General features: G+C 68.8%; 20 protein-coding genes. 6 read left to right on the top strand and 14 right to left on the bottom strand.

The window, feature by feature from the left end; genetic code table 11:
* Window positions 1-7 precede the first annotated feature (7 nt).
* Window positions 8-3,718, bottom strand: a complete 3,711-nt coding sequence (locus tag B1818_RS01250; protein WP_068971006.1) for a non-ribosomal peptide synthetase — start codon at window positions 3,716-3,718, stop codon at window positions 8-10.
* A 378-nt stretch (window positions 3,719-4,096) separates the two neighbouring features.
* Between B1818_RS01250 and mbtM the strand changes: the two genes are divergently transcribed.
* Both mbtM and B1818_RS01240 read left to right on the top strand, forming a co-directional pair.
* The gene (gene mbtM / locus B1818_RS01245; protein WP_078111733.1) at window positions 4,097-5,746 is read left to right on the top strand and encodes a long-chain-fatty acid--ACP ligase MbtM; all 1,650 of its coding nucleotides are present in this window, start codon (window positions 4,097-4,099) and stop codon (window positions 5,744-5,746) included.
* A 105-nt stretch (window positions 5,747-5,851) separates the two neighbouring features.
* Window positions 5,852-6,598: a siderophore-interacting protein gene (locus tag B1818_RS01240; RefSeq protein WP_058251359.1), complete on the top strand. Its 747-nt coding sequence runs from the start codon at window positions 5,852-5,854 to the stop codon at window positions 6,596-6,598.
* A 61-nt stretch (window positions 6,599-6,659) separates the two neighbouring features.
* On the opposite strand, the gene B1818_RS01235 is transcribed toward B1818_RS01240, so the two are convergent.
* From B1818_RS01235 to B1818_RS01210, 6 genes are all read right to left on the bottom strand, one after another.
* Complete coding sequence (locus B1818_RS01235; protein ID WP_068970669.1) at window positions 6,660-7,082, bottom strand: organic hydroperoxide resistance protein; 423 nt, start codon at window positions 7,080-7,082, stop codon at window positions 6,660-6,662.
* A gap of 25 nt (window positions 7,083-7,107) precedes the next feature.
* The gene (locus B1818_RS01230; RefSeq protein WP_068970670.1) at window positions 7,108-7,539 is read right to left on the bottom strand and encodes a MarR family winged helix-turn-helix transcriptional regulator; all 432 of its coding nucleotides are present in this window, start codon (window positions 7,537-7,539) and stop codon (window positions 7,108-7,110) included.
* Between the two features lie 84 nt (window positions 7,540-7,623).
* Window positions 7,624-8,412, bottom strand: a complete 789-nt coding sequence (locus tag B1818_RS01225; RefSeq protein ID WP_068970671.1) for an exodeoxyribonuclease III — start codon at window positions 8,410-8,412, stop codon at window positions 7,624-7,626.
* Window positions 8,409-9,392, bottom strand: coding sequence for a GNAT family N-acetyltransferase (locus tag B1818_RS01220; RefSeq protein WP_249145312.1), 984 nt, complete (start codon window positions 9,390-9,392; stop codon window positions 8,409-8,411). Before B1818_RS01220 ends, B1818_RS01225 begins: the two co-directional genes overlap by 4 nt.
* Before the next feature lie 24 nt (window positions 9,393-9,416).
* Window positions 9,417-10,019, bottom strand: a complete 603-nt coding sequence (locus B1818_RS01215; protein ID WP_068970680.1) for a peptide deformylase — start codon at window positions 10,017-10,019, stop codon at window positions 9,417-9,419.
* 20 nt (window positions 10,020-10,039) lie between these two features.
* Window positions 10,040-10,885 (bottom strand): triacylglycerol lipase, encoded by an 846-nt coding sequence (locus B1818_RS01210; RefSeq protein WP_065630536.1) that lies wholly within the window; start codon window positions 10,883-10,885, stop codon window positions 10,040-10,042.
* 273 nt (window positions 10,886-11,158) lie between these two features.
* On the opposite strand from B1818_RS01210, the gene B1818_RS01205 reads away from it, so the two are divergent.
* The 4 genes from B1818_RS01205 to B1818_RS01190 all read left to right on the top strand — a co-directional run bounded on the left by B1818_RS01205 (window position 11,159) and on the right by B1818_RS01190 (window position 13,984).
* Window positions 11,159-11,524 carry a DUF3263 domain-containing protein gene (locus B1818_RS01205; protein ID WP_065630471.1) on the top strand — a complete coding sequence of 122 codons (366 nt, stop codon included), beginning with the start codon at window positions 11,159-11,161 and terminating at the stop codon, window positions 11,522-11,524.
* 47 nt (window positions 11,525-11,571) lie between these two features.
* Entirely contained in the window at window positions 11,572-12,057 is a 486-nt protein-coding gene (locus tag B1818_RS01200) for a LytR C-terminal domain-containing protein (RefSeq protein ID WP_065630470.1), read from the top strand.
* 85 nt (window positions 12,058-12,142) lie between these two features.
* The gene (locus B1818_RS01195) at window positions 12,143-12,823 is read left to right on the top strand and encodes a superoxide dismutase family protein (RefSeq protein WP_065630469.1); all 681 of its coding nucleotides are present in this window, start codon (window positions 12,143-12,145) and stop codon (window positions 12,821-12,823) included.
* A gap of 33 nt (window positions 12,824-12,856) precedes the next feature.
* Window positions 12,857-13,984, top strand: coding sequence for a glutamate--cysteine ligase (locus B1818_RS01190; RefSeq protein ID WP_078111732.1), 1,128 nt, complete (start codon window positions 12,857-12,859; stop codon window positions 13,982-13,984).
* 38 nt (window positions 13,985-14,022) lie between these two features.
* Here the strand turns inward: B1818_RS01190 and B1818_RS01185 are convergent, their stop codons facing one another.
* The 7 genes from B1818_RS01185 to B1818_RS01150 all read right to left on the bottom strand — a co-directional run bounded on the left by B1818_RS01185 (window position 14,023) and on the right by B1818_RS01150 (window position 21,513).
* Window positions 14,023-14,412, bottom strand: coding sequence for a DUF1304 domain-containing protein (locus B1818_RS01185; RefSeq protein WP_078111731.1), 390 nt, complete (start codon window positions 14,410-14,412; stop codon window positions 14,023-14,025).
* Window positions 14,413-14,720: 308 nt separating this feature from the next.
* Window positions 14,721-15,053: a monovalent cation/H(+) antiporter subunit G gene (mnhG, locus tag B1818_RS01175; RefSeq protein ID WP_058251351.1), complete on the bottom strand. Its 333-nt coding sequence runs from the start codon at window positions 15,051-15,053 to the stop codon at window positions 14,721-14,723.
* Window positions 15,050-15,313 (bottom strand): monovalent cation/H+ antiporter complex subunit F, encoded by a 264-nt coding sequence (locus B1818_RS01170; protein ID WP_058251350.1) that lies wholly within the window; start codon window positions 15,311-15,313, stop codon window positions 15,050-15,052. Before B1818_RS01170 ends, mnhG begins: the two co-directional genes overlap by 4 nt.
* A complete protein-coding gene (locus B1818_RS01165) occupies window positions 15,310-16,167 on the bottom strand; it encodes a Na+/H+ antiporter subunit E (RefSeq protein ID WP_078111730.1) in 858 nt (285 codons plus the stop codon). The genes B1818_RS01170 and B1818_RS01165 overlap by 4 nt, the downstream gene beginning before the upstream one ends.
* Entirely contained in the window at window positions 16,164-17,780 is a 1,617-nt protein-coding gene (locus tag B1818_RS01160) for a Na+/H+ antiporter subunit D (protein ID WP_058251348.1), read from the bottom strand. The genes B1818_RS01165 and B1818_RS01160 overlap by 4 nt, the downstream gene beginning before the upstream one ends.
* Window positions 17,777-18,571: a Na(+)/H(+) antiporter subunit C gene (locus tag B1818_RS01155; protein ID WP_065630107.1), complete on the bottom strand. Its 795-nt coding sequence runs from the start codon at window positions 18,569-18,571 to the stop codon at window positions 17,777-17,779. The genes B1818_RS01160 and B1818_RS01155 overlap by 4 nt, the downstream gene beginning before the upstream one ends.
* On the bottom strand, window positions 18,568-21,513 hold the full coding sequence (locus tag B1818_RS01150) for a Na+/H+ antiporter subunit A (RefSeq protein ID WP_058251346.1): 2,946 nt from the start codon (window positions 21,511-21,513) through the stop codon (window positions 18,568-18,570). Before B1818_RS01150 ends, B1818_RS01155 begins: the two co-directional genes overlap by 4 nt.
* Window positions 21,514-21,525: the final 12 nt, after the last annotated feature.

Raw genomic sequence — 21,525 nt, 5'->3', positions numbered from 1 at the left:
GATGCGGTCAGCCGCGCGCGATCTCGGCCTCCACCTGTTCGTCGGTGAGTTGCAGGACGTCGAGGAAGGTCTGTGCCACGAACTCAGCGCGTTCCCCGCCGAGTTCGGTGAGTCGTCCGGCGAGCCCCGCGATCGTCCGCCGCGAGAAGATGTCGGCGACCGAGAGGCCGGGTGCGTCGAGCCATTGGCGCGTCAGTGCGACCACGCGGGTGGCCTGGACGGAATCGCCGCCGAGGGAGATGAAGTCCTCGGTGACGCTCGCGGGCGGTGTCGGCAGGACCTCCCCGAAGATCAGGGTGAGGGCCTCTTCGACCGGGCCGCGCGGCGCGACCGACTCGACGTCGTCGTCGTCGGACCGGACGCCGGCGGCGATGGCCTTGCGGTCATGCTTGCCGTTCGGAGTCAGCGGGAACCGGTCCAGGACCGTGATGGACCGCGGGACCATGTGCCGTGGAAGGGCTTCCGACAACCGGGCGCGCAGGGCGGCGTCGTCCTCGGTCGATCCGTCGGTGAGTACCACCGCGGCACGCAGGTCGCGACCGTCGGACCAGGCGACGGCCGAGCCCACCCCGGCCAGACCCAGCAACCCGGCCTCGACCTCACCGAGTTCGACGCGGTACCCGCGGATCTTCACCATGTGATCGGCGCGGCCCAGGAAGTCGAGGAAGCCACCCGGGAGGTAACGCGCGAGATCGCCGGTGCGGTACCAACGCTGTCCCTCGTGCTCGACGAAACGATCGGCGGTGCGCTCGGGGTCGCCGCGGTAACCGTCGGCCACGCCGGCTCCGCCGATCCACAGTTCACCCGGCACGAGGTCGGGGCGGTCGCGGCCGGCGTCGTCGACGACCCGGCAGCGGACGCCGCGGAGCGGAATCCCGTACGGCACGAACGCCATTCCGGCCGGGACGGCATCCGCTTCGCAGATGGTGGAATGGATCGCCGTCTCGGTGGTCCCGCCGAGGCCGGCCACGCGACAATCGGGCAGCTGTGCGCCGACGCGCTCGAGCAGCGACACGTCGACCTTGTCGCCGCCCATGATGATCATCCGTAGCGACGCGGGCAGGGGGTTGAGATCGAGGAGCATGCCGAGGATCGACGGCACGCAGTTGAGCACGCTCACCGAGTGCTGGGTGAGCAGCCGCGCCCAGTCGTCGACCCTGGTCTGCTCGTCGTCGCCGGGCACGACGACGGCGCCGCCGACGGCGAGCAGGCCGAAGATGTCGAAGACCGAGAGGTCGAACTCCAGCGAGGACACCTGCAGGCTACGATCGTCGGCTCCGATCGCATACCGGTCGACGAGGTCGGTGATCGTGGCGACCGCGGCCCGGTGCGGAACCTGGACGCCCTTGGGCAATCCGGTGGAGCCCGAGGTGAACAGGACGTAGGCGAGGGCGTCGCCGCCGATCGCGACCGGGTCGACCGGATCGGTGCGTCGGGCGTCGTTCACCTCGAGCACGGTGGCTTCGGCAGAGGTCCAGGCGGCGGGTTCGGAGGTGAGAATTGCGGCCGGGGTGGCGACGTCGACGATGCGCTCGCGGCGCGCCCGGGGCTGGGTGGGGGCGATCGGGACGTAGGCCGCGCCGGCGGCGAGCACTCCGAGTGCGGCGACGACCTGGTCGCCGCCCTTGGGGAGGTGCACGACGACCGTGTCACCCGGTGTGACCCCGGCTGCGACCAGGGCTCCGGCGACTCGGCGGGCCTCGTCGGCCAATTCGGCGTGGGTCCAGATGCGTGCGTCGGACACGACTGCCGGTGCCCCGGCACGCTCGGCGGCGCGGGCGAAGAAGGTTCCGTGCAGGGTGCCGTCGAAGGTGTCGGTGGCCGGGAGCGGACTCTCCACCGAAAGACGCTGTGCTCGAACCTCGGCCGTGATCGGAGCCGGCGCGGGCACATCCCACTCACCGTCGACGAGGAGCCCGAGCAGACGGACATAGTGGTCGAACATCGAACGTGCGGTGGTGAGTTCGAGGTCGGAGGCACGGACGTCCCAGTTGAGGAGCAGTCCGCCGGCCACCTCGGTCACCTGTGCGTCGAGCAGTACCTGAGGGCCCTGCGAGACGATCCACGACGGATCACCCAGCACGTCGGTTGCCTGTTGCGAGAAGAGGTCTCCCAGTCCCAGCGCGCTGGTGAACACGATCGGCGAGACCACCGGTTCGCCGCGGTGGCGACTCAGTTCGCGAAGCACGTCCAGTCCGTTCATCGAACCGTGCGCGGCGGCCTCGTGCATCGATGCCCGCATCGATCGCGCACGTTCGGCGAGCGTCGCCGGCTCGCTCAGGTCGACGCCCACGAGGATCGACGACGTGAAGTCGCCCACCACCCGCTCGACGTCCGGATGGACCTGTGGACGATCGAACAACGGTACCGTGAGCAGGAATCGCGGTGTGGCCGAATGTGTTCCGACGGCTTCGGCGAAGACTGCGGCCACCGCGGCCGCGGGGGTGACGCCGCGCCGGTGCGCGTGCTCCTCGAGTCGCTTCCAGTCCGACGCGGACACCGAATGGTGGAGGCGGACGCTGTGCGGTTCGACATCGCCGCGCATCGCACGTTCGTCGAGCGGGAGTTCGGGCGGGCCGGGGAGTGTGGGAATCCTTTCGCGCCACCAGGTCACGTCGTCGTCGCGGATCTCCCGCGACGTGCGATCCGCGGTGATCGTCGCGAAGGTGACGCCGAGTTCCGGCAGGGACTCGCCGCGGTACAGGCGAGCGAAGTCGTCGACGAGGACGCGGTAGCTCATCGCGTCGGCGGCGATCATGTCGACGTCGAGATGGACACGGGTCGAGTTCCCCGGCAGCAGACTCAGTTCGGCGCGGATCACCGCTCCCTCGTCGACCGGCAGGGCGCGGTGGGTGCCGTCCGCGCGGCGGGCCGCCAGGACCTGCTCGACCGTCTCCGGTGAGTGTTCCCGAAGGTCGTGCACCGCAATGGCTTCGGGGTGTGCCGGGCCGATCTCCTGGGTGCCGTCGGGAAGTACTCGGACGCGCAGCATCGGGTGGCGTTCCAGCAGCGCGGCCATCGCCGAGGTGAAGCGGTCGCGGTCGACGTCGGAACCGTCGAACTCGATGTAGAGGTGAGCGGCGACATTGCCGAACGCGTGGCTGTCCGACCTGCCGATCCAGTAGGCGTGCTGCATCGGAGCGAGGGGGAACGGTCCTTCGGTCGGTTCCGATGACGAAGGTGCGAGGTCGTCGGTGGTCGGCGCGGGCGTGCCGCCCAGCAACGCCGCCCACGCGGTGATGGTCGGTTGCGCGGCGAGGCGGGCGAAGTCGACGTCGAGGCCGCGTTTGCGCCAGGTGCCGGCCAGTCGCATCATCCGCAGCGAGTCGAGTCCCTGTGCGATGAGGTCCTGCTCGGGGTCGATCGACTCGGGGGTCACGCCGAGCGCCGTGGCCACCTGGTCGCGGATGTCCGAAGTCGCGGCGGCGGCCGCGCCGGCACCGGCCGGGTTCGCGTCGCTCGGCCGACCGGCCGAGGAGCGCAGAAGTGCCGCCCAGGCCGTGACCGTGGGTTGTGCGGCGAGGCGGGCGAAGTCGACGTCGAGGCCGCGTTTGCGCCAGGTGCCGGCCAGTCGCATCATCCGCAGCGAGTCGAGTCCCTGGGCGATGAGGTCCTGCTCCGGGTCTATCGACTCGGGCGTCAGGCCGAGGGCCTCGGACACCTCGGCGACGATGTCGGCCGCGGTGACAAGATCCGTGGTCTGGGAATTCGTGGCCATCAGCCGGCGTGCCTCTCGCAGTTCGGTGAGATGTTTACTCAGTCCGGGGAACCCGCATTTAGGGTAGGTTATACTAACTAACCGCTCCGCCCAATCTCTGGGCAATGTCGGCGAGGGCCCCGCGAGCCGACGCGAATTAGGTTAGCCTAAGTTTCACGTATTGGTCTCATCGGATGACGCGGATCACGTAGTCGCGATGATCGACTCGGGGTCTTGTGTCCGAGAAAGATTAGGCTACCCTACCCAAATGGTGCGAGCAGTTGTGTTCGCCGAGACCAGCGGTCGGGGACGACCCGCGGTATGACCACTCGGTCGCTCACACGACCGGAAGACGATCAGACGACCGACGCCAGGTGCTGGCGAGAACGGGAAACGAGAATGTCGCAGAACAGCGTGATCCTGGAGGAAGCGGGCTCGACCAATGCGTTGGCGGCCACCGTTCGTGAGGCGATGCTGGCGGGGGATACGAGTCTGTCCGTCCTGGACTCCGACACCGGCGAGTGGGTGACGGCGCCGTGGCGCGAGGTCCATGCCCGCGCGGAGCAGATCGCGGTCCAGTTGCTGGCTGACAGCGAACTGCACGAGCCGCAGGCGCTCGGCCTCATCGGGGACCCCACGGTGGACCTGATCGCCGCCATCCAGGGCGCGTGGCTCGCCGGTGTTCCGGTCACCATCCTGCCGGGCCCCATCCGGGGGGCCGACGAGGAGCGATGGGCGCAGAACACCTACCACCGGTACGTGTCGATCGGCGTCGGCACCGTCCTCGGCAGCGGAGCCCAGCTCGACCTGCTGTCGAAGGTCGAGGGACGGCTGCACATCGCGCGAGTGGGCGAGTACGGCCTCGGCGCCGACACCACCGACTTCGTCGCCCGTAACGTCAACGGCAACACCATCGCCGTCCTCCAGGGAACCGCCGGATCGACCGGAGACCCCAAGACCGTCGCCCTGACGGCCTCGGCCGTCTACTCGAACGCCATCGAACTGGTCAGCCGGCTCGGCCTCCACCGCACCCGCGACACCGGGTTCAGCTGGCTGCCGCTCTACCACGACATGGGTCTGATGTTCCTGCTCGCCGGGATGACCACCGGCATCCCCGCCTACATCGTGCCGAACACCGCCTTCGCGGCGGCGCCCTTCAAGTGGATGCAGTGGCTCACCGAGACCAAGACGACCGTCACCGCGGCGCCGAACTTCGCCTACGACATCCTCGGCCGCTACGGCAAACTGCTGCGCGACATCGACCTCTCACACCTGCGCGTCGCGATCAGCGGCGGTGAGCCGATCGACGCCGATGCCTTCGACAAGTTCCTCGAGGCGACCGCGCCGTTCGGATTCGATCGTTCCGCCGCGGCACCCGCCTACGGTATGGCCGAATCCGCCTGCGCGGTGACGATGCCCGCGGTCGGCGAGGGGGTGCACTACGACGAGGTCACCGTGACCCCGCCCGGCGGTGGCGAGCCCATTCGCCGCCGGTACGCGATCCTCGGTAAGCCGCTGGGCGGCATGCAGGTTCGCATCGTCGAGCCGAATGTCGACGTCCCGGTCATCGACGGGCGCAACGTCGGACACGTGGAGATCCGCGGCGCGTCGATGATGCGCGGCTACCTGGGCGACGCCGATCTCGGTGCGGGCGAATGGTTCTCGACCGGCGACCTCGGTTACCTGATCGACGATCGGCTGGTGATCTGCGGCCGGGCCAAGGAGGTCATCATCGTCGCGGGCCGCAACCTGTTCCCGATCGAGATCGAGCGCGCGGCCGCCGAAGTCGCCGGTGTGCGTCGCGGCGGCGTCGTCGCCATGGCGCGGGGGGAGGGTTCGGCCCGGCCGGGCCTGGTGATCCTCGCCGAGTACAAGGGGTCCGATCCCGACCAGGCGCGTGCAGAGGTCAACTCCGAGGTCGCGTCGGCGTGCGGGATCATGCCCGCCGAGGTCATCTTCGTCGCGCCGGACTCGGTGCCGCGCACCACATCCGGCAAGATCCGTCGCCTCGAGGCCCGTCAGATGGTCGAGAACGGCACCTTCCAGTAGGTCCGGTTTTCCGTGGTGCGTCGTGTCATGCCGACGGTCACGAGAATGACAGTGTCTCCCCGGCCCGGACCCCGGGCCGGGGAGGCACTGTAGAGAGGTTCAGACATGAGCGAGGTATCCACGAAGGGGCGCGGCTGGCAGGGCGCCGTCATGAAGATCCTTGGCGGTGACGACTTCACCTTCACCCTCACCGGCAAAGAGGCGGTGACGGATCACTATCTGCGACTGCGTTTCCACGGTGGCGGGCTCCTCACCGGTTCCGCGATCCACCCGACCATGTGGGTGCGCCTCTGGTTCGCCGACGGTGGCAAGCTGCATCAGCGCGGTTACACGCTCGTCGATCCCGACCCGGCGACGGACACCTTCGACATCGAGTTCGCGATCCACGACGGCACCGCCGCCCGATGGGCTCAGGACGCACATGTGGGTGACGCCATCGGCGCGACCCTGATGGGCTCGAAGTTCGCGATCCCCGACCCCGCGCCGGCGGGATGGCTCGTCGCCGGTGACACCGCCTCGCTACCGGCGATCAACTCGCTGCTGGACTCGCTCGGCGACTCCGGGGCGGGTGCGACGATCTGGTTCGAGTATCAGCACGAGAGCGACAGGTCGCTGCCGCTGCGCGCCCGCGCGCAGGATACGGTGCACTGGCTTCCGCGTGAGCGCGACGGCGCGGCCCTCGTCGACGCGGTCCGATCCGCCGCCTTCGACGCCGCCGACCACTTCGGTTGGGTTGCACTCGATTCCACGAGCACCCGCACGGTCGCCGGATTGTTCAGGAACGATTATGGGATTCCCAAGAAGTCGGTGAAGTCGCAGGCCTACTGGATCGTCGGGAAGTCGTTCGCCTGAGCGGCCCGGCGCCGACGGAATGTCGGGGACGGGCCGTGAGAGCCGGAGGACCTGCGCGGGGTCAGTCGTTGGTGACGGTAACGGAGACGTCGATGTTTCCGCGGGTGGCGTTGGAGTACGGGCAAACTTGGTGTGCCTTGTCCGCGAGTTCCTGCGCCTGTGCGTGGTCGAGGTGGGGCAGGGTCACTTCCAACTTCACGGCGAGACCGAAGGCTCCTCCGTCGAGTGCCCCGATGCTCACCTGGGCGCCCACTGCGGAGTCTTCTACGTTCGCGCCGGCCTGCTTGGCAACCAAGCGCAAAGCGGAGTGGAAGCAGGCGGCGTATCCGACTGCGAAGAGTTGTTCGGGGTTGGTCCCGTCGCCGGTACCGCCCAGGGCGGGTGGCGTGGCGAGGGTGACGTCGAGCAGCCCGTCGCTGGTGCGCCCGTGACCGTTACGCCCGTCGCCGGTCGCGATTGCCTCGGCCGTGTAGATGGCTTTCATGGTGTTCTCCTCGTTGGTGAGTGATTCACATCGATTGATGCAGTCGGGCGGTCAGGGAGTCGAGAGTCGAACGCAGGTCGTTCATCTCGTCGGTGGACAAATTCGTGCAGGAACCCAGCAGCCGAGGTATCGCCCGTGCCCGTGTGCGGAGTGCTGTGCCGGACGGCGTGAGGTGAACGGTGACCCGGCGCTCGTCCTCAGGTGATCGGCGACGGTCGATGAGCTGCTGCGCCTCGAGCCGTTTGAGAAGCGGCGAGAGGGTGCCGGTGTCCAACTCCAACTGCTCGCTCAACTCGTTCACGTACCGGCCGTCCTGATCCCAGAGAGCCAGCAACACCAGGTACTGGGGGTACGTGATCCCGAGTTCGGCGAGAAGGGGCCGGTACACCGCGGTGGCCGCGCGCGACGCCTTGTACAGGGCGAAGCACAATTGCTGATCCAGGGCCAACTCGTTCACACCAAGAAAGATAGCGCACGATTAAGTTGTGCGCAATGTTTATCGGATGGAGAAGTGTGGTCCGAGATGGCCTGGGGCAGATGGTCAGTCGGCGATGTCGAAGACCACCGGGGCGTGATCGCTGGCGCCCTTCGCTTTTCGCGCGGCGCGATCGACGACGGCGCCCATGATGCGGGTGTCGAGAGCGGGCGAGCAGAACGCGTAGTCGATGCGCATGCCCTCGTTCCGGGGGAACCGCAGCTGGGTGTAGTCCCAGAAGGTGTACCCCGGGGCGTACGGAAGGGCCGAGTCGACGAGGCCGGCCTCCAGAAACCCCTGCACTGCAGCGCGTTCGGGTGGGGTCACGTGTGTGCGTCCCTCGAAGTACTCGCGATCCCACACGTCGTCGTCGGTCTGGGCGACGTTCCAGTCGCCGGCGAGCATCATGTCCGCGGCGGGGTCGTGGGCCAGCCGCAGGGTGATGTGATTCCGCAGCGCGTCGAGCCAGGCGAGCTTGTACGTGTAGTGCGGGTCGTCGGGTGTCCTGCCGTTGGGTACATAGAGGCTCCAGACGCGAACACCGTTGCAGCGCGCGGAGATCGACCGCGCCTCCCGGATCGGCTGGCCGTCGACCGGGTGCGTCGGCACGCCGTCGAAGGAGATCTCGACCTCGTCGAGCCCGACCCGTGAGGCGATCGCGACACCGTTGTAGGCGCCTTGCCCGACGTGCGCGACGTCGTAACCGGCGGCGAGGAAACTCATCAGCGGGAACGCGTCGTCGTGACACTTGGTCTCCTGCATCGCGAGAACGTCGACGCCGGCGGTCTCCGCCCAGGCGACGACGGACTCGGACCGGGCGCGGATCGAGTTGACGTTCCAGGTGGCGATCCTCATCGGATGTCCTCCGACGCGGCCGGCACGTGCGGTGTCACATAGCGATAGGTGTGATGCAGCCCGAAACCCAGGCGGCGATACCACGATCCGGCCAACCGGTTGGTGGACTCGACCTGCAGGTAGACCGAGTCGGCGCCCTGCTCGACCCCCCACGCCGTCAGCGCCGCGACCACCGCGGAGGAGAGCCCGCCCCCGCGCGAGCCCGGGTCGGTCCACAGGGCGGTCAACCCCAGCCACCGGTGTCCGTCCGGCGACTCGGTCACCGAACCCCGCCCGATCGCTGCTGCATCGTCGACGGTCGCGAAGGTCATCGGGCCGTCCCCGGCGGTCACGACGCCGGCCACGGTGTCGAGTCCGCGCGACGCGCGCCCACCGGCGTATGCGCTCAACCAGCGGGTGTCCGGTTGCGGATCGAGTTGCACTGTCCGTCCGTGCATCTCGCCGGTGCGCGCGCGGAGCCCCGGCAGGTCGGCGGTCAGCATCTGTACCTCGACCCCGGGGTCTCCGGGAACGGAGCCCGACGGGATGAGGCGATCCGGGGAGGCGAGGAGCGGAGGGAGGCCGCGGTCGGCGTACCACTCACCGATATGTCGCAGGGTCGCGGCGTCGGGACGTGCGTGGCGTGCCAGGGGCACAGCCGAGTTGGCGCGTCTGCTGAAGCCGTGACCGGCCCGCAGGAGCCAGTCGTCGACCCACTCCGTCTCGACACCGGGCCAGGCGAGGGCGGCGGCGTGCTCGAGCGCGCGGATCTCGCTGTTGCGCACCGGTTTCGCGGACAACAGACGGACCGAGGTGATCGCCGCGAACGGGATCGACAACTCCTCGTCGTCGCGTCGTATCCGCAGCGGGTCGGAGTCGTCGAGCAGGACGCCCGTCACGTCCGACCGGGCGGCCGTGGGATCTCCCCGCCAATCGGCGGGGGTCGCATCGCCCAGCAGATAGCGAACGACGACGCGGTCGCCCGCGACGGCACCCGACAATGAGACCTCCACGCGGAAGCGGGATCAGTCGTCGTCGTGCCCGAACGGGTCGGCGACCTCGCCGGGCGTCCACGTCAGACCGGGGACCCCCCACTTGTTACGTTTGATCGCCTTCTTCGCGGCCCGGGCGTTGCGCCCCACGAGCACGTCGACGTAGAGGAAGCCGTCGAGGTGGCCGACCTCGTGCTGGAGCATCCGGGCGAAGAATCCCTCGCCCTCGATGACGACCTCGGTGCCGGTCCGGTCGGTGCCGGTGACGCGGGCCCAGTCGGCACGGCCGGTGGGGAACTGCTCACCCGGCACCGACAGGCATCCCTCGTCGTTGTCGTCGGGATCCGGCATGGTCTCGGGGATCTCGGAGGTCTCGAGGACCGGGTTGATGACCTCGCCGCGGCGGCGGGCCGCTGAGCGGTCGCCGTCGGGGCAGTCGTAGACGAACACCCGGGACCCGACGCCCACCTGATTGGCGGCCAGGCCCACACCGTGGGCGGCGTCCATGGTGTCGTACATGTCGTCGATGAGGCCGACGACCTCGTCGGACGGACGGCCGTCCGCGTCGAGGGGGACCGGAGTGGTCGGCTGGTGCAGGACCGGCTCGCCCACGATGCAGATCGGGAGAATCGCCATGGCGATCACCTTAGCGCTGCTCAGGGCGCAGGAACGACGCCGGGTACGGCGTCGCGGATGGCGTCACCGGCAGGGCCGGGAATGCCGGGGAACAGCGTCGACTGCCAGTCGAAGCTGTCGACCGGCTCGGTCACCACCGAGCCCGCGCACGACCCGCGCAGCGACGTCCGCACGTTGGCGATGATCGTCGGGTCGCGCATCTCGATGACGTGGTCGTACCCGGTGTTCGCCAGGGGGACGGGGGAGTATGCGCGGCACTGTGCGGTTCCGTCGAGGCGACCGTCGGTCCATTCGCCGTCGCTCTGCACCACCGAGTACCGGGTGGGGCCGGGGGCGTCGGGACCACGGTTGAGCTCGGTGACCGCGTCGGCGTACATGCAGGTGTCGTAACCGCCGTCGCGCGGCTGCGCGCAACCGCCGGGCGAGCCGTACTGGGCGGTCCCGATCGCGACGTACTCGTCGACGACGTCGGACCCGCCGAGGAACTTCAGGTAGTGCCGGGCGCCGAGCCCGCCCGCACTGTGGGTGACGAGCCCGATCGACTTCGCGGTGCCGGCGAAAGGTGCGATCGTCCGCTGGATCAGCCGGGCGTCGGACGCCACGTCGCGTCCCCCGGCGTGCGCGTACACCACGGTGTTCCCGTCGGCGCGGATCGCCTCGGCCAGCGGACGGAACGTCTCCTCGTTCTGTGCGTTGCCGGCGTAGAGCTGCTGGCCGGGCACGATGACCACGACGCGCTCGGCGGGCGCGGCGGCAGCGGGCGCGGCGAGTGCCGCGGTCGCGCCGGCGGCCGTGGAGGCCAGCGCCGCGATGGCTCCCAACACTGCTCGCCGGGTCCTCGCCACCCCGGATCCGGTTGTCGTCATCCCGACCGTCGTCATCTCTGTCCCCCGCCTCGACCCATCCCGGACGGGGATGGGTGAGGGCAGCCTAACAGTGGCCGCCGTCCGACGGAATGGTCGTGATGCGCGCCGTGGCGAGTCACACCGCGATCGGACCGGCCCGCCGTGGTTAGATTGGCTGCGAACCACACCGCTGTCATTCGTCTCCGTGAGGAGACGTCCGCGCCCGCGTCGCGTCGCGAATAGGTGCACGTCAGCGGTGGTGTGAGGTCGTCGACTGGTATCTGAGGGAGTGAGATGGACGGCGCAGCTGCGCGTAGCCAGAAACAGGGCGATCAAACCACCCCCGGCCAGGACGCAGAGGCCGGGGCGGCCGGCCGGCCGGTCGATCCGCACGAGGTCGGTGCGGACGGTCTGACCCGCCGCGAACACGACATCCTCGCGTTCGAGCGCCAGTGGTGGAAGTACGCCGGCGCCAAGGAAGAAGCGATCAAAGAGCTGTTCGGTTTGTCGGCGACCCGGTACTACCAGGTGCTCAACGCGCTGGTCGACCGGCCGGAGGCGCTCGCGGCCGATCCGATGCTCGTCAAGCGGCTCCGGCGCCTGCGCGCGACCCGTCAGAAGGCCCGTGCGGCGCGCCGTCTGGGCTTCGAGATCACCTGAGACGCTGAACCCGGTCGCCCTCGCGCGGTGCGTTAAGGTCGTCGGTGATGAATGCAGATCGTGAGCCCAATCGCCTGCCGCTTCGTGCGGGGGCGATGATGCTCTTCGCAGTCGCCGTGGTCTTCATCGGCCTCGGCTGGCATTCCGCGGCGACCGCCGGGAACGACGCCCCGACGACCGAGGCCGCGACGACCGTGAGTTCGTCGCCCACGTCGACGCCGGCGTCCACGAGTGCGGCGTCGACCGACAAGCGGCTCTGCGTGATCAACGCCGGCCAGGTCGCGGGCCTCGCCTCGGACGTCACCGATCTGCTGGAGGCCAGGGGTTACCAGATGGCGGAGCCCGGCAACTACACCGCGGGCGGGTTCAGCGAGAACACGGTCTTCCACGAGGACGACACGGACAAGGCCCAGGCCGACGAGGTCGCCGAGGCACTCGGCGGCCAGGTCGCGGTCGAGGAGCGGCCGGCCTCGTTCACCCGGTGCCGCGGCGGCATCCCGGTGGTCGTGGTGACCGCGGTCAGCGGCGCATGACCCGGGCCGAGCCGCGAACCTCTGAATCACGAAGCAGCTGAACCGAGAATTACCGAAAACCACTGTCCGCCAACCAAGGAGTGACATGTCCGGACGTTCCACACTCGCCGCGCCCCGCGCTCTCGCCGCGTTGTTCTCCGCAGGACTGATCGGCGTGACACTGGCCGGGTGCAGCCCCGACCAGGAACCCACGGACGTCCCGGGCACGACGCCGCCCGTCGTCAGCGATGCGCCGCTCCCGCCGGGCGCCGAGGACGACGTCGACGGCGAGCCCAGCGGCCAGATCGCCGTCGCCGAGATCAAGGACACCTCCGGCGAGGTCGTGGGCCAAGCAACCTTCACCGCGGCCACCGAAACCGCCGAGCCGGTCACCATCAACGTGCGCGTCACCGCCGGTGAGCTGCCGGCCGGGTTCCACGGCATGCACATCCACGAGACCGGCACCTGTGACGCGGGCGCCGGCGGCTCGCAGGCGTTCACCTCGGCGGGCGGACATCTGCAGGTGGACGGCAACACCGATCATCCCTCGAGCGGAGATCTGATCTCGATCAACATCCTCGAGGACCACACCGGCCGGACGGTCACCACGACCGACGCGGTGACCATCCAGCAGCTGATCGGCAAGTCGATCATGATCCACGAGAAGCCCGACAACTTCGGGAACATCCCGGCTGACAAGTACCCGGGCGGCCCGAACCCCGACACCCTGCGGACCGGCGACGCCGGCGCACGCATCGCGTGCGGTGTCATCGAAGAGGAGAGCTAGGGGTTCTGGCGCCGTCCGACGCCACCTGAGCACATGACACCGATCGAGTTCGACGGGTCACCGACCCCCACCCTCGGGGTCGAATGGGAGTTCGCCCTGACCGACAAGGGAACCGGCGATCTGTCGAACTCGGCGGCGGCGCTCTTCGCCGCCGTCGGCGAACACCATCCCGACTTCGCGGGCAGAATCCACAAGGAGCTGCTGCGCAACACCGTCGAGTTGGTGACCGGCATCTGCCGGACCGCGGGCGAGGCGATCGCCGACCTCACGGGCACGCTCGGCGTGGTGCGGGGGCTGACCGAGGACCTCGGCGTCGATCTGTACGGCGCCGGTACGCATCCGTTCGCGGAGTACTCGACCCAACTGCTCACCGAGGGTCACCGATACGCGGAGCTGATCGAGCGCACCCAGTGGTGGGGGCGGCAGATGCTGATCTGGGGCGTGCACGTCCACGTCGGGATCAGCCACCGCGACAAGGTGTTACCCGTTCTCGACGCGCTCCTGAACTACTATCCGCACCTGCTCGCACTGTCCTCGTCGTCGCCGATGTGGGCCGGTCAGGACACCGGATACGCGAGCAATCGCGCCATGATGTTCCAGCAACTCCCGACCGCCGGGCTGCCGTTCCAGTTCGAGACCTGGGGGCAGTTCGAGGCTTTCGTCGCAGACCAGAAGACGACCGGGATCATCGACCATCTCAACGAGATCCGCTGGGACATCCGGCCTTCCCCGCATCTGGGGACCATCGAGGTCCGCGTGTGCGACGGCATGACCAACCTCGGCGAGCTGTCGGCGATCGTGGCACTCATCCACTGCCTGGTCGTCGACCTGGACCGGCGGTTCTCGGCGGGCGAGAAGCTGCCGACGATGGCGCCCTGGCTCGTCCAGGAGAACAAATGGCGGGCAGCCCGCTACGGACTCGACGCCATCGTCATCCTCGACTCCGACTGCACCGAGAAACTCGTGACCGAGGACCTCACCGCTCTGCTCGAACGTCTCGAACCGATTGCGCGCGAACTCGATTGCGTCGACGAGCTGGCCGGCGTCGAGCGCATCATCGCCCAGGGCGCGAGCTATCAGCGGCAGCGTGACGTGCATCGTCGCACCGGTTCGCTACGCGAGGTGGTCGCGTCGGTGGTCGCCGAGCTGGACGCTCCCTGATCTCGGTCGGCGCGAGATCCGGGAGGCAGGGCCCGGGCTCAGCGGGCCAGACCAATGGCGAGCACGACGATTCCGAGAGCGGGAACCACACCCTGCTTCAGTGCGGCCGCGATCTTGTCGGGGCTCGACAGCGCCAGCACAAGTGCCGCGGCCGCCATCGAGGCCGTGCCGGTGATGACGAGTGTTGCGCCGATCGCGATGGATCCGCCGATGACAAAGGCGATCCCGACGAACACGGCGATCGCGAGGAACAGGTTGTAGAACCCCTGGTTGAACGCCAGTTCCTTTTGTGCGCTCGCCTGTTCCACCGTTCCGGTGCCGAACGTCGCGCGTGCGCGCGCGCTCGTCCATGCGATGGACTCCAGATAGAAGATGAAGACGTGGACGAGCGCAGCGATCGCGGCGAGCACCAGACCTGCGATGACCATTGCGTACTCCTCGTTGTCGACGGGCCCGTCGGAGAATAGCGTTCCGACCTTCGGATCGAAGCGAGGTCTCTTCGACGCGGCCGTACACAGTTATCTCGACGAGGTAGTCCGCCCGCGGCTGCGTCCACTGACCGCCGGCATCGTCGCGGCCGATGCCGCCGAGAACTACCTGAACGGGCTGCGATCGGCGCCGACCGATGACACGTCTCCGGCTCGCGAGGGCTGCCTGCTCATCAACACCGCCGGTGCCCCCATCGGGCGCGACGCTGCTGTCGCTCGGCGAGGGGCGTCGGACGATCGGTCCGCAGTCAGTCCCGGTCCGGTGACTCCATGTCCCGCTGATCCATGAGCCCGTCGCGGGCCCGTTGCTCCTGGTATGCGAGCCGGCCGATCCGATGCGCCACGACGGGCGCGGTGATCAGGGCGAAGAGCCCGGCGAGAATCAGCATCCCGCTGTCGACGTTGTCGCCGAGCCGGAGCACGGCGCCGAGCAGGATGAGGAGCAGGCCGAAGGTCTGCGGTTTGGTGGCCGCGTGCATCCGGCTCAGGGTGTCCGGGAACCGGACGAGTCCGATGGCGGCGGTGACCGCCATCAGGCATCCGAGGAGCAGCAGCGTCGCGCTGATGATGTCGATGATCATGTCTGGTCGTCCCGGACTCGGAACCGCGCGATCGACACCGACCCGACGAAGCTGAGGAGGGCCAGGGCCACGATCGCCGGGACCACCGTCGAATCACGGCTGAACGCCGCCCAGGTCCCCAGGCCGCACATGCACAGCGCGATGAGCACGTCGAGTGCGACGAGTCGGTCGAGCGTGGTCGGGCCGCGCAGGATGCGGATCATCGTCAGCACCGCGGCGACGAGCAGCATGGCGGCGGCGATCGTCCAGACGTAGCTCATAAGTCACCTCGTTCCCGCTCGGGCTCGCCCTGTCGACGTTCCGGTTCGGTGTCGTCGATCGACCGGGCGTTGTCCACCGACCGGTCCACCGTGCGGACGTGGTGGAAGTCCTCGTCGATGCCGTGGAACGGACTCGGATGCCATTCGCTGTCCCGCTCGAACGCCTTGATGAACATCCGCTCGACATAGGCGACCTGATCGTAGAAGGCCCGCACCTTCTTCTCCGAACGGACGTCGAAGACGTGCACGTAGAGCATCCGGCGTCGATGGTCGATCTCCAGGACCATGGTGCCCGGCACCAGGTTGAGGTAGTCGACGGCCAGGGTCAGCACCATGTCGGACTTGATCGCGACGCGCACCCGTACCACGGCGCCCAGCGGTGGCCGGCCGGGACGGATGGCCATCCAGCCGATCTGCACACTCGACACGAAGAAGTCGACGATCAGACGGCCGACGAGCTGCAGTACCGACAGGGGATGGATACGGCCCTCGACCGGGACCCGCGGCAACGGCAGCACGGTCAGCACGAGCATCGCCAGCACGATCCCTGCGATCACATTGGCCCAGGACAGCGTGCCCCACAGCAGGACCCAGACGAACGTCAGCCACGCGATGGTCCACAACCGGACCGCGACCTCGCGGCCGTCGCTGCCCAGCCACCTGGGCACACGGGTGTGCGTGCGCAACCACACCAGCGCGCCGACGAAGTGCCAGAAGACGAACAGCAGCGACACGCGCCAGACGTTGATGACCAGGGACAGGACCGGTCCCTTGGTCGAGACGACCGGCGGCCGCCGCTTGGGCGCCGCGGATGCTCCGCGGGCGCGGTCGTCGGCTCGATCCTGCGCGCTCATCGGGTACCACCCACTCCCAGCACGGCGTCGACGTAGACGGCGCGGTCGACGACGTCGGTCGCCGCATGGTCGGTGAAGTCGAAGATGGGCCCGGCCCAGAGGGTGAGCACGAGTCCGGCGGCCACCATCGCCATCGTCGGCAGCACCATCATCACGGGCATCCGACCGACGTCCTCACGGTCGGAGAACGCGGCGTCGTCGGCGCTCTCGTCGATCAACGCGGACGGGCCCTTGTCGGCGAGATCGCCCTCGGGGGCGTCGGCGCGCGGTCGCCAGAATCCCTTGGTCCAGATGCGGGCCATGACGTAGAGGGTGAGCAGGCTGGTGACCACCGACCCGGCGACGAGGATCCAGGCCAGCACGGACCCGTCCTGGGTGCCCGCCTCGAGGAGGGCGACCTTGCCGATGAAACCGGAGAACGGTGGGATGCCGCCGAGATTCAGCGCGGGTACCAGGAACAGGACGGCCAGCAGGGGGCTGGCGATGAGCCCGCCCAGGCGGCGGAGCGAGGCCGAACCGGCTTGACGTTCGATCAGGCCGACGACCAGGAACAGCGTCGTCTGCACGAGGATGTGGTGGGCGACGTAGTAGATCGCCGCCGACATCCCGAGGTCCGACGACAGCGCGATGCCGAAGATCATGTAGCCGATGTGGCTGACGAGGGTGAACGACAGCAGTCGCTTGATGTCGGCCTGGGCGATCGCGCCGAAGATGCCCACGAGCATCGTCAACAGGCCGGCGACCAGCAGCACCGCGTCCATCGTGCCGCCGGGGAACAGCAGCGAGTGGGCGCGCACGATCGCGTACACACCGACCTTGGTGAGCAGGCCGGCGAACACCGCCGTGACGGGTGCCGGCGCGGTGGGGTAGGAGTCGGGTAGCCACGTCGACAGCGGGAACACCGCGGCCTTGATGCCGAACGCCACGAGTAGCACCGCGAACAGCGCGTTGCGGGTCCCGTCGGGGACGTCGTCGAGGCGCACGGCCATCTCGGCGAGGTTGAGGGTGCCGGTCGTCGCGTACGCGAACGCGATGCCCGCGAGGAAGATCAGCGACGACACCATCGACACCATCACGTACGACGCGCCCGCTCGGACACGTTCGGCGCTCGCCCCGAGGGTCAGCAGCACGTAACTCGCGGTCAGCAGGATCTCGAACGAGACGTACAGGTTGAACAGGTCGCCGGCGAGGAACGCGTTGCAGACACCCGCGGTCAGGATGAGGTAGGTCGGCAGGAAGATCGACGTCGGCTGCTGGGCCGTGCCGTCACGGATACCCTGCCCGATCGCGTACACGACGACGCACAGCAGCACGATCGTCGAGACGACGAGCATCAGGGCCGCGAGCTGGTCGACGACCAGCGTGATCCCGAGCGGTCCGTTCGGGTAGCCCTTGTCTCCCCAGCCGCCGATCGCGACCGCGAAGGTCCCGTGGCGGTCGGTCAGGTACAGCATCAGGCACGACGCGACGAACGCGACGGTGATGGCGACGATCGACACCGCCCGCTGGATCTTGGGGCTGCGGCCGAGCAGCAGCGAGACGGCGGCAGCGCCCAGCGGCACCAGCGTCGGCAGCGTGATCAGGACGGGGATCCACGACTCCTGCGGGGTCATCGGTCACCCCCGTTCTCGTCGCCGTGCTTCTTCTTGTCCGGCCCGACCACGTCGCGGTCCGGCATCTCGCGCTGGTCGATGACGTCGGGGTCGGCGTCGTCCTCGCCGGACCCGTCGGGAGGTGCGACGGCCGACTTGGGACCTACCTCGTCGGGACCGAGTTCGCCCGGCCCGTACACGTCCGGCCCGTCCTCGCGGGCGGCGGTCTGCGCCGAGGTCTCGGGGTCGGGCTCCTCCTCCGCGCCGCCGATCTCGTCGACGACGTCGGAGTCCGTCGGCATGATGTCGGTCTCGTAGAGCGCGGCGTGCCGGGCGGCGGCCTCCTCCGCGGTGAGCGGATTGCCCTTGTCGTCGAAGTGATCGCCGGTCGGGGTGTCGGAGAGGGTCAGTGGATCGTCGCTGCGATCGCGGTCGGGTGCCGTCCCCAGCGATCCGCTCAAGATCTTGACGTCCTCCTCGTCGTCCTCGACGTCGTCGTCGTCCCGATTGATCACGAACAGCCGGTAGACCAGCGCCAGGACGAACGCGGCGACGCCCATCATGATCACGATCGCGGTCAGGACCATGCCCTGCGCGAGGGGATCGGCGTCGGACGCCCGGTTCTCCGACGACCGGCCCATGATCGGCGGGTTCCCCATGCCGCCCGACACGACGATGATCATCAGGTTGAGCGCATTGCCGACGAGCAGGAGCCCGAACAGCATCCGGACCAGACTGCGTTCCATCAGCAGGTACACGCCGCACGCCGCCATCGCGCCGATGACCAGCATCAGCGAGAGATTGGTGGTCATCGGCTCACCTGCTCGCCGGTGGTGCTCGCGGCGTCGTCCGCCGCGGTGTCGCCACGCGAGTTCTCGATGCGCGCCGCGGTGCGGGCGATCGTGGTCTCCACATCGAGACGCGCGCCGAGACTTCGCAGCACGTCCAGGACGAGCCCGACAACGATCAGGTAGATGCCGAGGTCGAAGAACAGGGCGGTCACGAACTTGATGTCGCCGAGGACCGGGACGGTGACCTCGAAGACCGCCGACGAGAGTGCGGGGGCGCCGAGGAACATCGAGACGATCGCCGTGGTCGCCGAGACGGCCAGGCCGGCGCCCAGGATGCGGCCGGGCTCGATCGGCAGCGCCTCACCGAGTTCGTAGCGTCCGCCCGCCAGGTAGCGGAGGACGAGCGCGAGACCCATCGTCAGGCCGCCGGCGAAGCCACCGCCCGGCGCATTGTGGCCGGCGTAGAAGAAGTAGATCGACAGCACGACCATCGTCGGGAACAGCAATCGCGTCGTGGCCTCGAGAACCATCGACCGGTGGCGCGGGTCGCGCAGTCCGGAACCGAGGAGCCACGTGGTGCGGTCCGGTGGGACGTGATCGTCGTCGTCCCCGTTGTCGCCGGCCTGCAGCCGGGCGGCGTCGGCCACCCGCGGCGCCGCCCCGAAGCGGCGGTTGCGGAAGACCATCGACGCGACGCCGGTGGCGGCCGCGATGAGCACCGACACCTCGCCGAGGGTGTCCCAGGCGCGGATGTCGACGAGCAGGACGTTGACCGCGTTGGCGCCGTGGCCGTACTTGTAGGCGGCCTCGGGCAGGTCGACGTGCAGCGGTTCGGTCGAGCGGGCGGACGCCGCGAACAACCCGATCAGGACCAGCATCGCGCCGAAGGCGAGTCCGATGAGGGCGCGCAGCGGCTTGAACCCGGTGGCGTGCCGCTTCTCCGGTTCGGCGGGCAGCTTGCGCAGTACCAGCACGAAGATGACCAGGGTGAGCGTCTCGACGAGGAACTGGGTGAGCGCGAGGTCGGGGGCGCCGTACAGCGCGAACAGCATCGCGCAGCCGTAGCCGGTGATCCCGACGACGAGCGTCGCGGCGAGGCGGTTGCGCAGCAGCACGGCGGCCAACGACGCGGCGACGATGCACCCGCCGATCACCAGCTGGACCGGCTTGGCGTCGTAGTCGATCTCCAGTCGGTCGCGAGCGCCGGCGAACAGCACGATGGTCGGCAGCAGGATCGCGGTGCACAGGATGACCCCCTGGGTGACCGGGAGCGAACCGCGCTGGGTGTTGCGCGTCAGCAGCAGCGACAGGGTGTCGGCTCCGCGCAGCGTCGCGTCGTAGATGCGGTCGGCGTTCACCAGCGGGCGGAAGCCGAAGACGCGGTCGCGGACCCGGCGGATACCGAGGAACAGCAGGGCGCCGCCGACGATGACGATGATCGAGAACACGACGGGAAGGCCGAACCCGTGCCACAGCGCGAGATGCTCGAGTTCGTGCCCGTACCCGTCGAGGGTCTCGGCGTACGGCTCGAAGAGAGCGCCTAGCTGCGGGCTGAACACGCCGGCCGCCACACCGGCCGCGGCGAGCGCCACGGGCGAGAAGTAGAAGGGCCACTTCGGCGGGTGCATCTTGGCGACCGCCGGACTCGGGGTGCTGCGCACCTTGCGGCCGAACGCGCCCCACAGGAAGCGGAGCGTGTAGGCACAGGTGATGATCGAGCCGACCAGCAGGATTATGTCGACGGCGTGGGCCTGCCACGAGACGAACGCCCCGGTCTCCCACACCGAGGCGAAAGCTGTTTCCTTGCCGACGAATCCGAGGGTGACGGGGATGCCGGCCATGCTCGCCCCGGCGACCGCGGCGGTGATCGCCAGCCCCGGGAGACGATGGCCGAGCCGGGCGAGTTTGCGGACATCGCGGGTGCCGGTGGAGTGGTCGATGATGCCGACGACCATGAACAGCGACGCTTTGAACAGCGCGTGCGCGACGAGCATCGCGATGCCCGCCATGGCGACGTTCGCGTCGCCGATGCCGACCAGCACGGCCATGAAGCCGAGCTGGGACACCGTGCCGAACGCGAGGATGAGTTTGAGGTCGAGCTCGCGCAGCGAGCGCCATCCGCCGAGCACCATCGTCACCAGGCCGAGCCCCACCACGGCGATCTGCCAACTGATCGTCACCGAGAAGGCGGGGGCGAGACGTGCGATGAGGTAGATGCCGGCCTTGACCATCGCGGCCGCGTGCAGGTACGCGCTGACCGGGGTCGGTGCGGCCATGGCGCCGGGCAGCCAGAAGTGGAACGGGACGATGGCCGATTTGGTGAGCGCGCCGATCAGCAGCAGGACCACTGCGATGTCGACGTACACACCGGTCGGCGGTGCCGAGACGATCTCCGACAGCAGGTAGGTGCCCGACCGCTCGCCCAGCATGATGATGCCGACGAGCATGGCCAGACCGCCGAACGTGGTGACCAACAGCGCCTGGGTGGCGGACCGCCGAGCCGTCGCGCGCACCCCGTAGAAGCCGACCAGCATGAACGAGAGCACGGTCGTGAGCTCCCAGAACACGTACAGCACCAGCATGTTGTCGGAGATGACGAGGCCGAACATGGCCGCGGCGAACGCGACCATCTCGCCGCCGAACACGGCGACGCGGGGACGGGCGTCGTCGAAGTAGTGGGCGCAGTAGCAGAGGACGAGCGCACCGACCCCGAGGATCAGCACCGACAGGATCGCGGTCAGGGTGTCGAAGCGGGTGGCGATGTCCATCTGGAGTGATGGGACCCAGCTGACCGTCTCGACGCGGGCGGCAGCCGCATCGGCCGGCGGCCAGTTGAGCACGACCCAGATCAGCGCGCCGAGGGGCGCCAGTGCGAGAACGTAGAAACCGCGGGTACCCATCCAATGGATGACTGCGGGCGCGACGAGTGCGCACACTGCCAACGCAGCCAACACAGAGATCAAAAGGGCACTCCG

This window comes from Gordonia sp. IITR100 (assembly GCF_002009645.1).
Classification (GTDB): Bacteria; Actinomycetota; Actinomycetes; order Mycobacteriales; family Mycobacteriaceae; genus Gordonia; species Gordonia hongkongensis.
The sequence above is the reverse complement of the archived record's forward strand: the minus strand, read 5'-3'. Positions and strand labels throughout refer to the sequence as shown.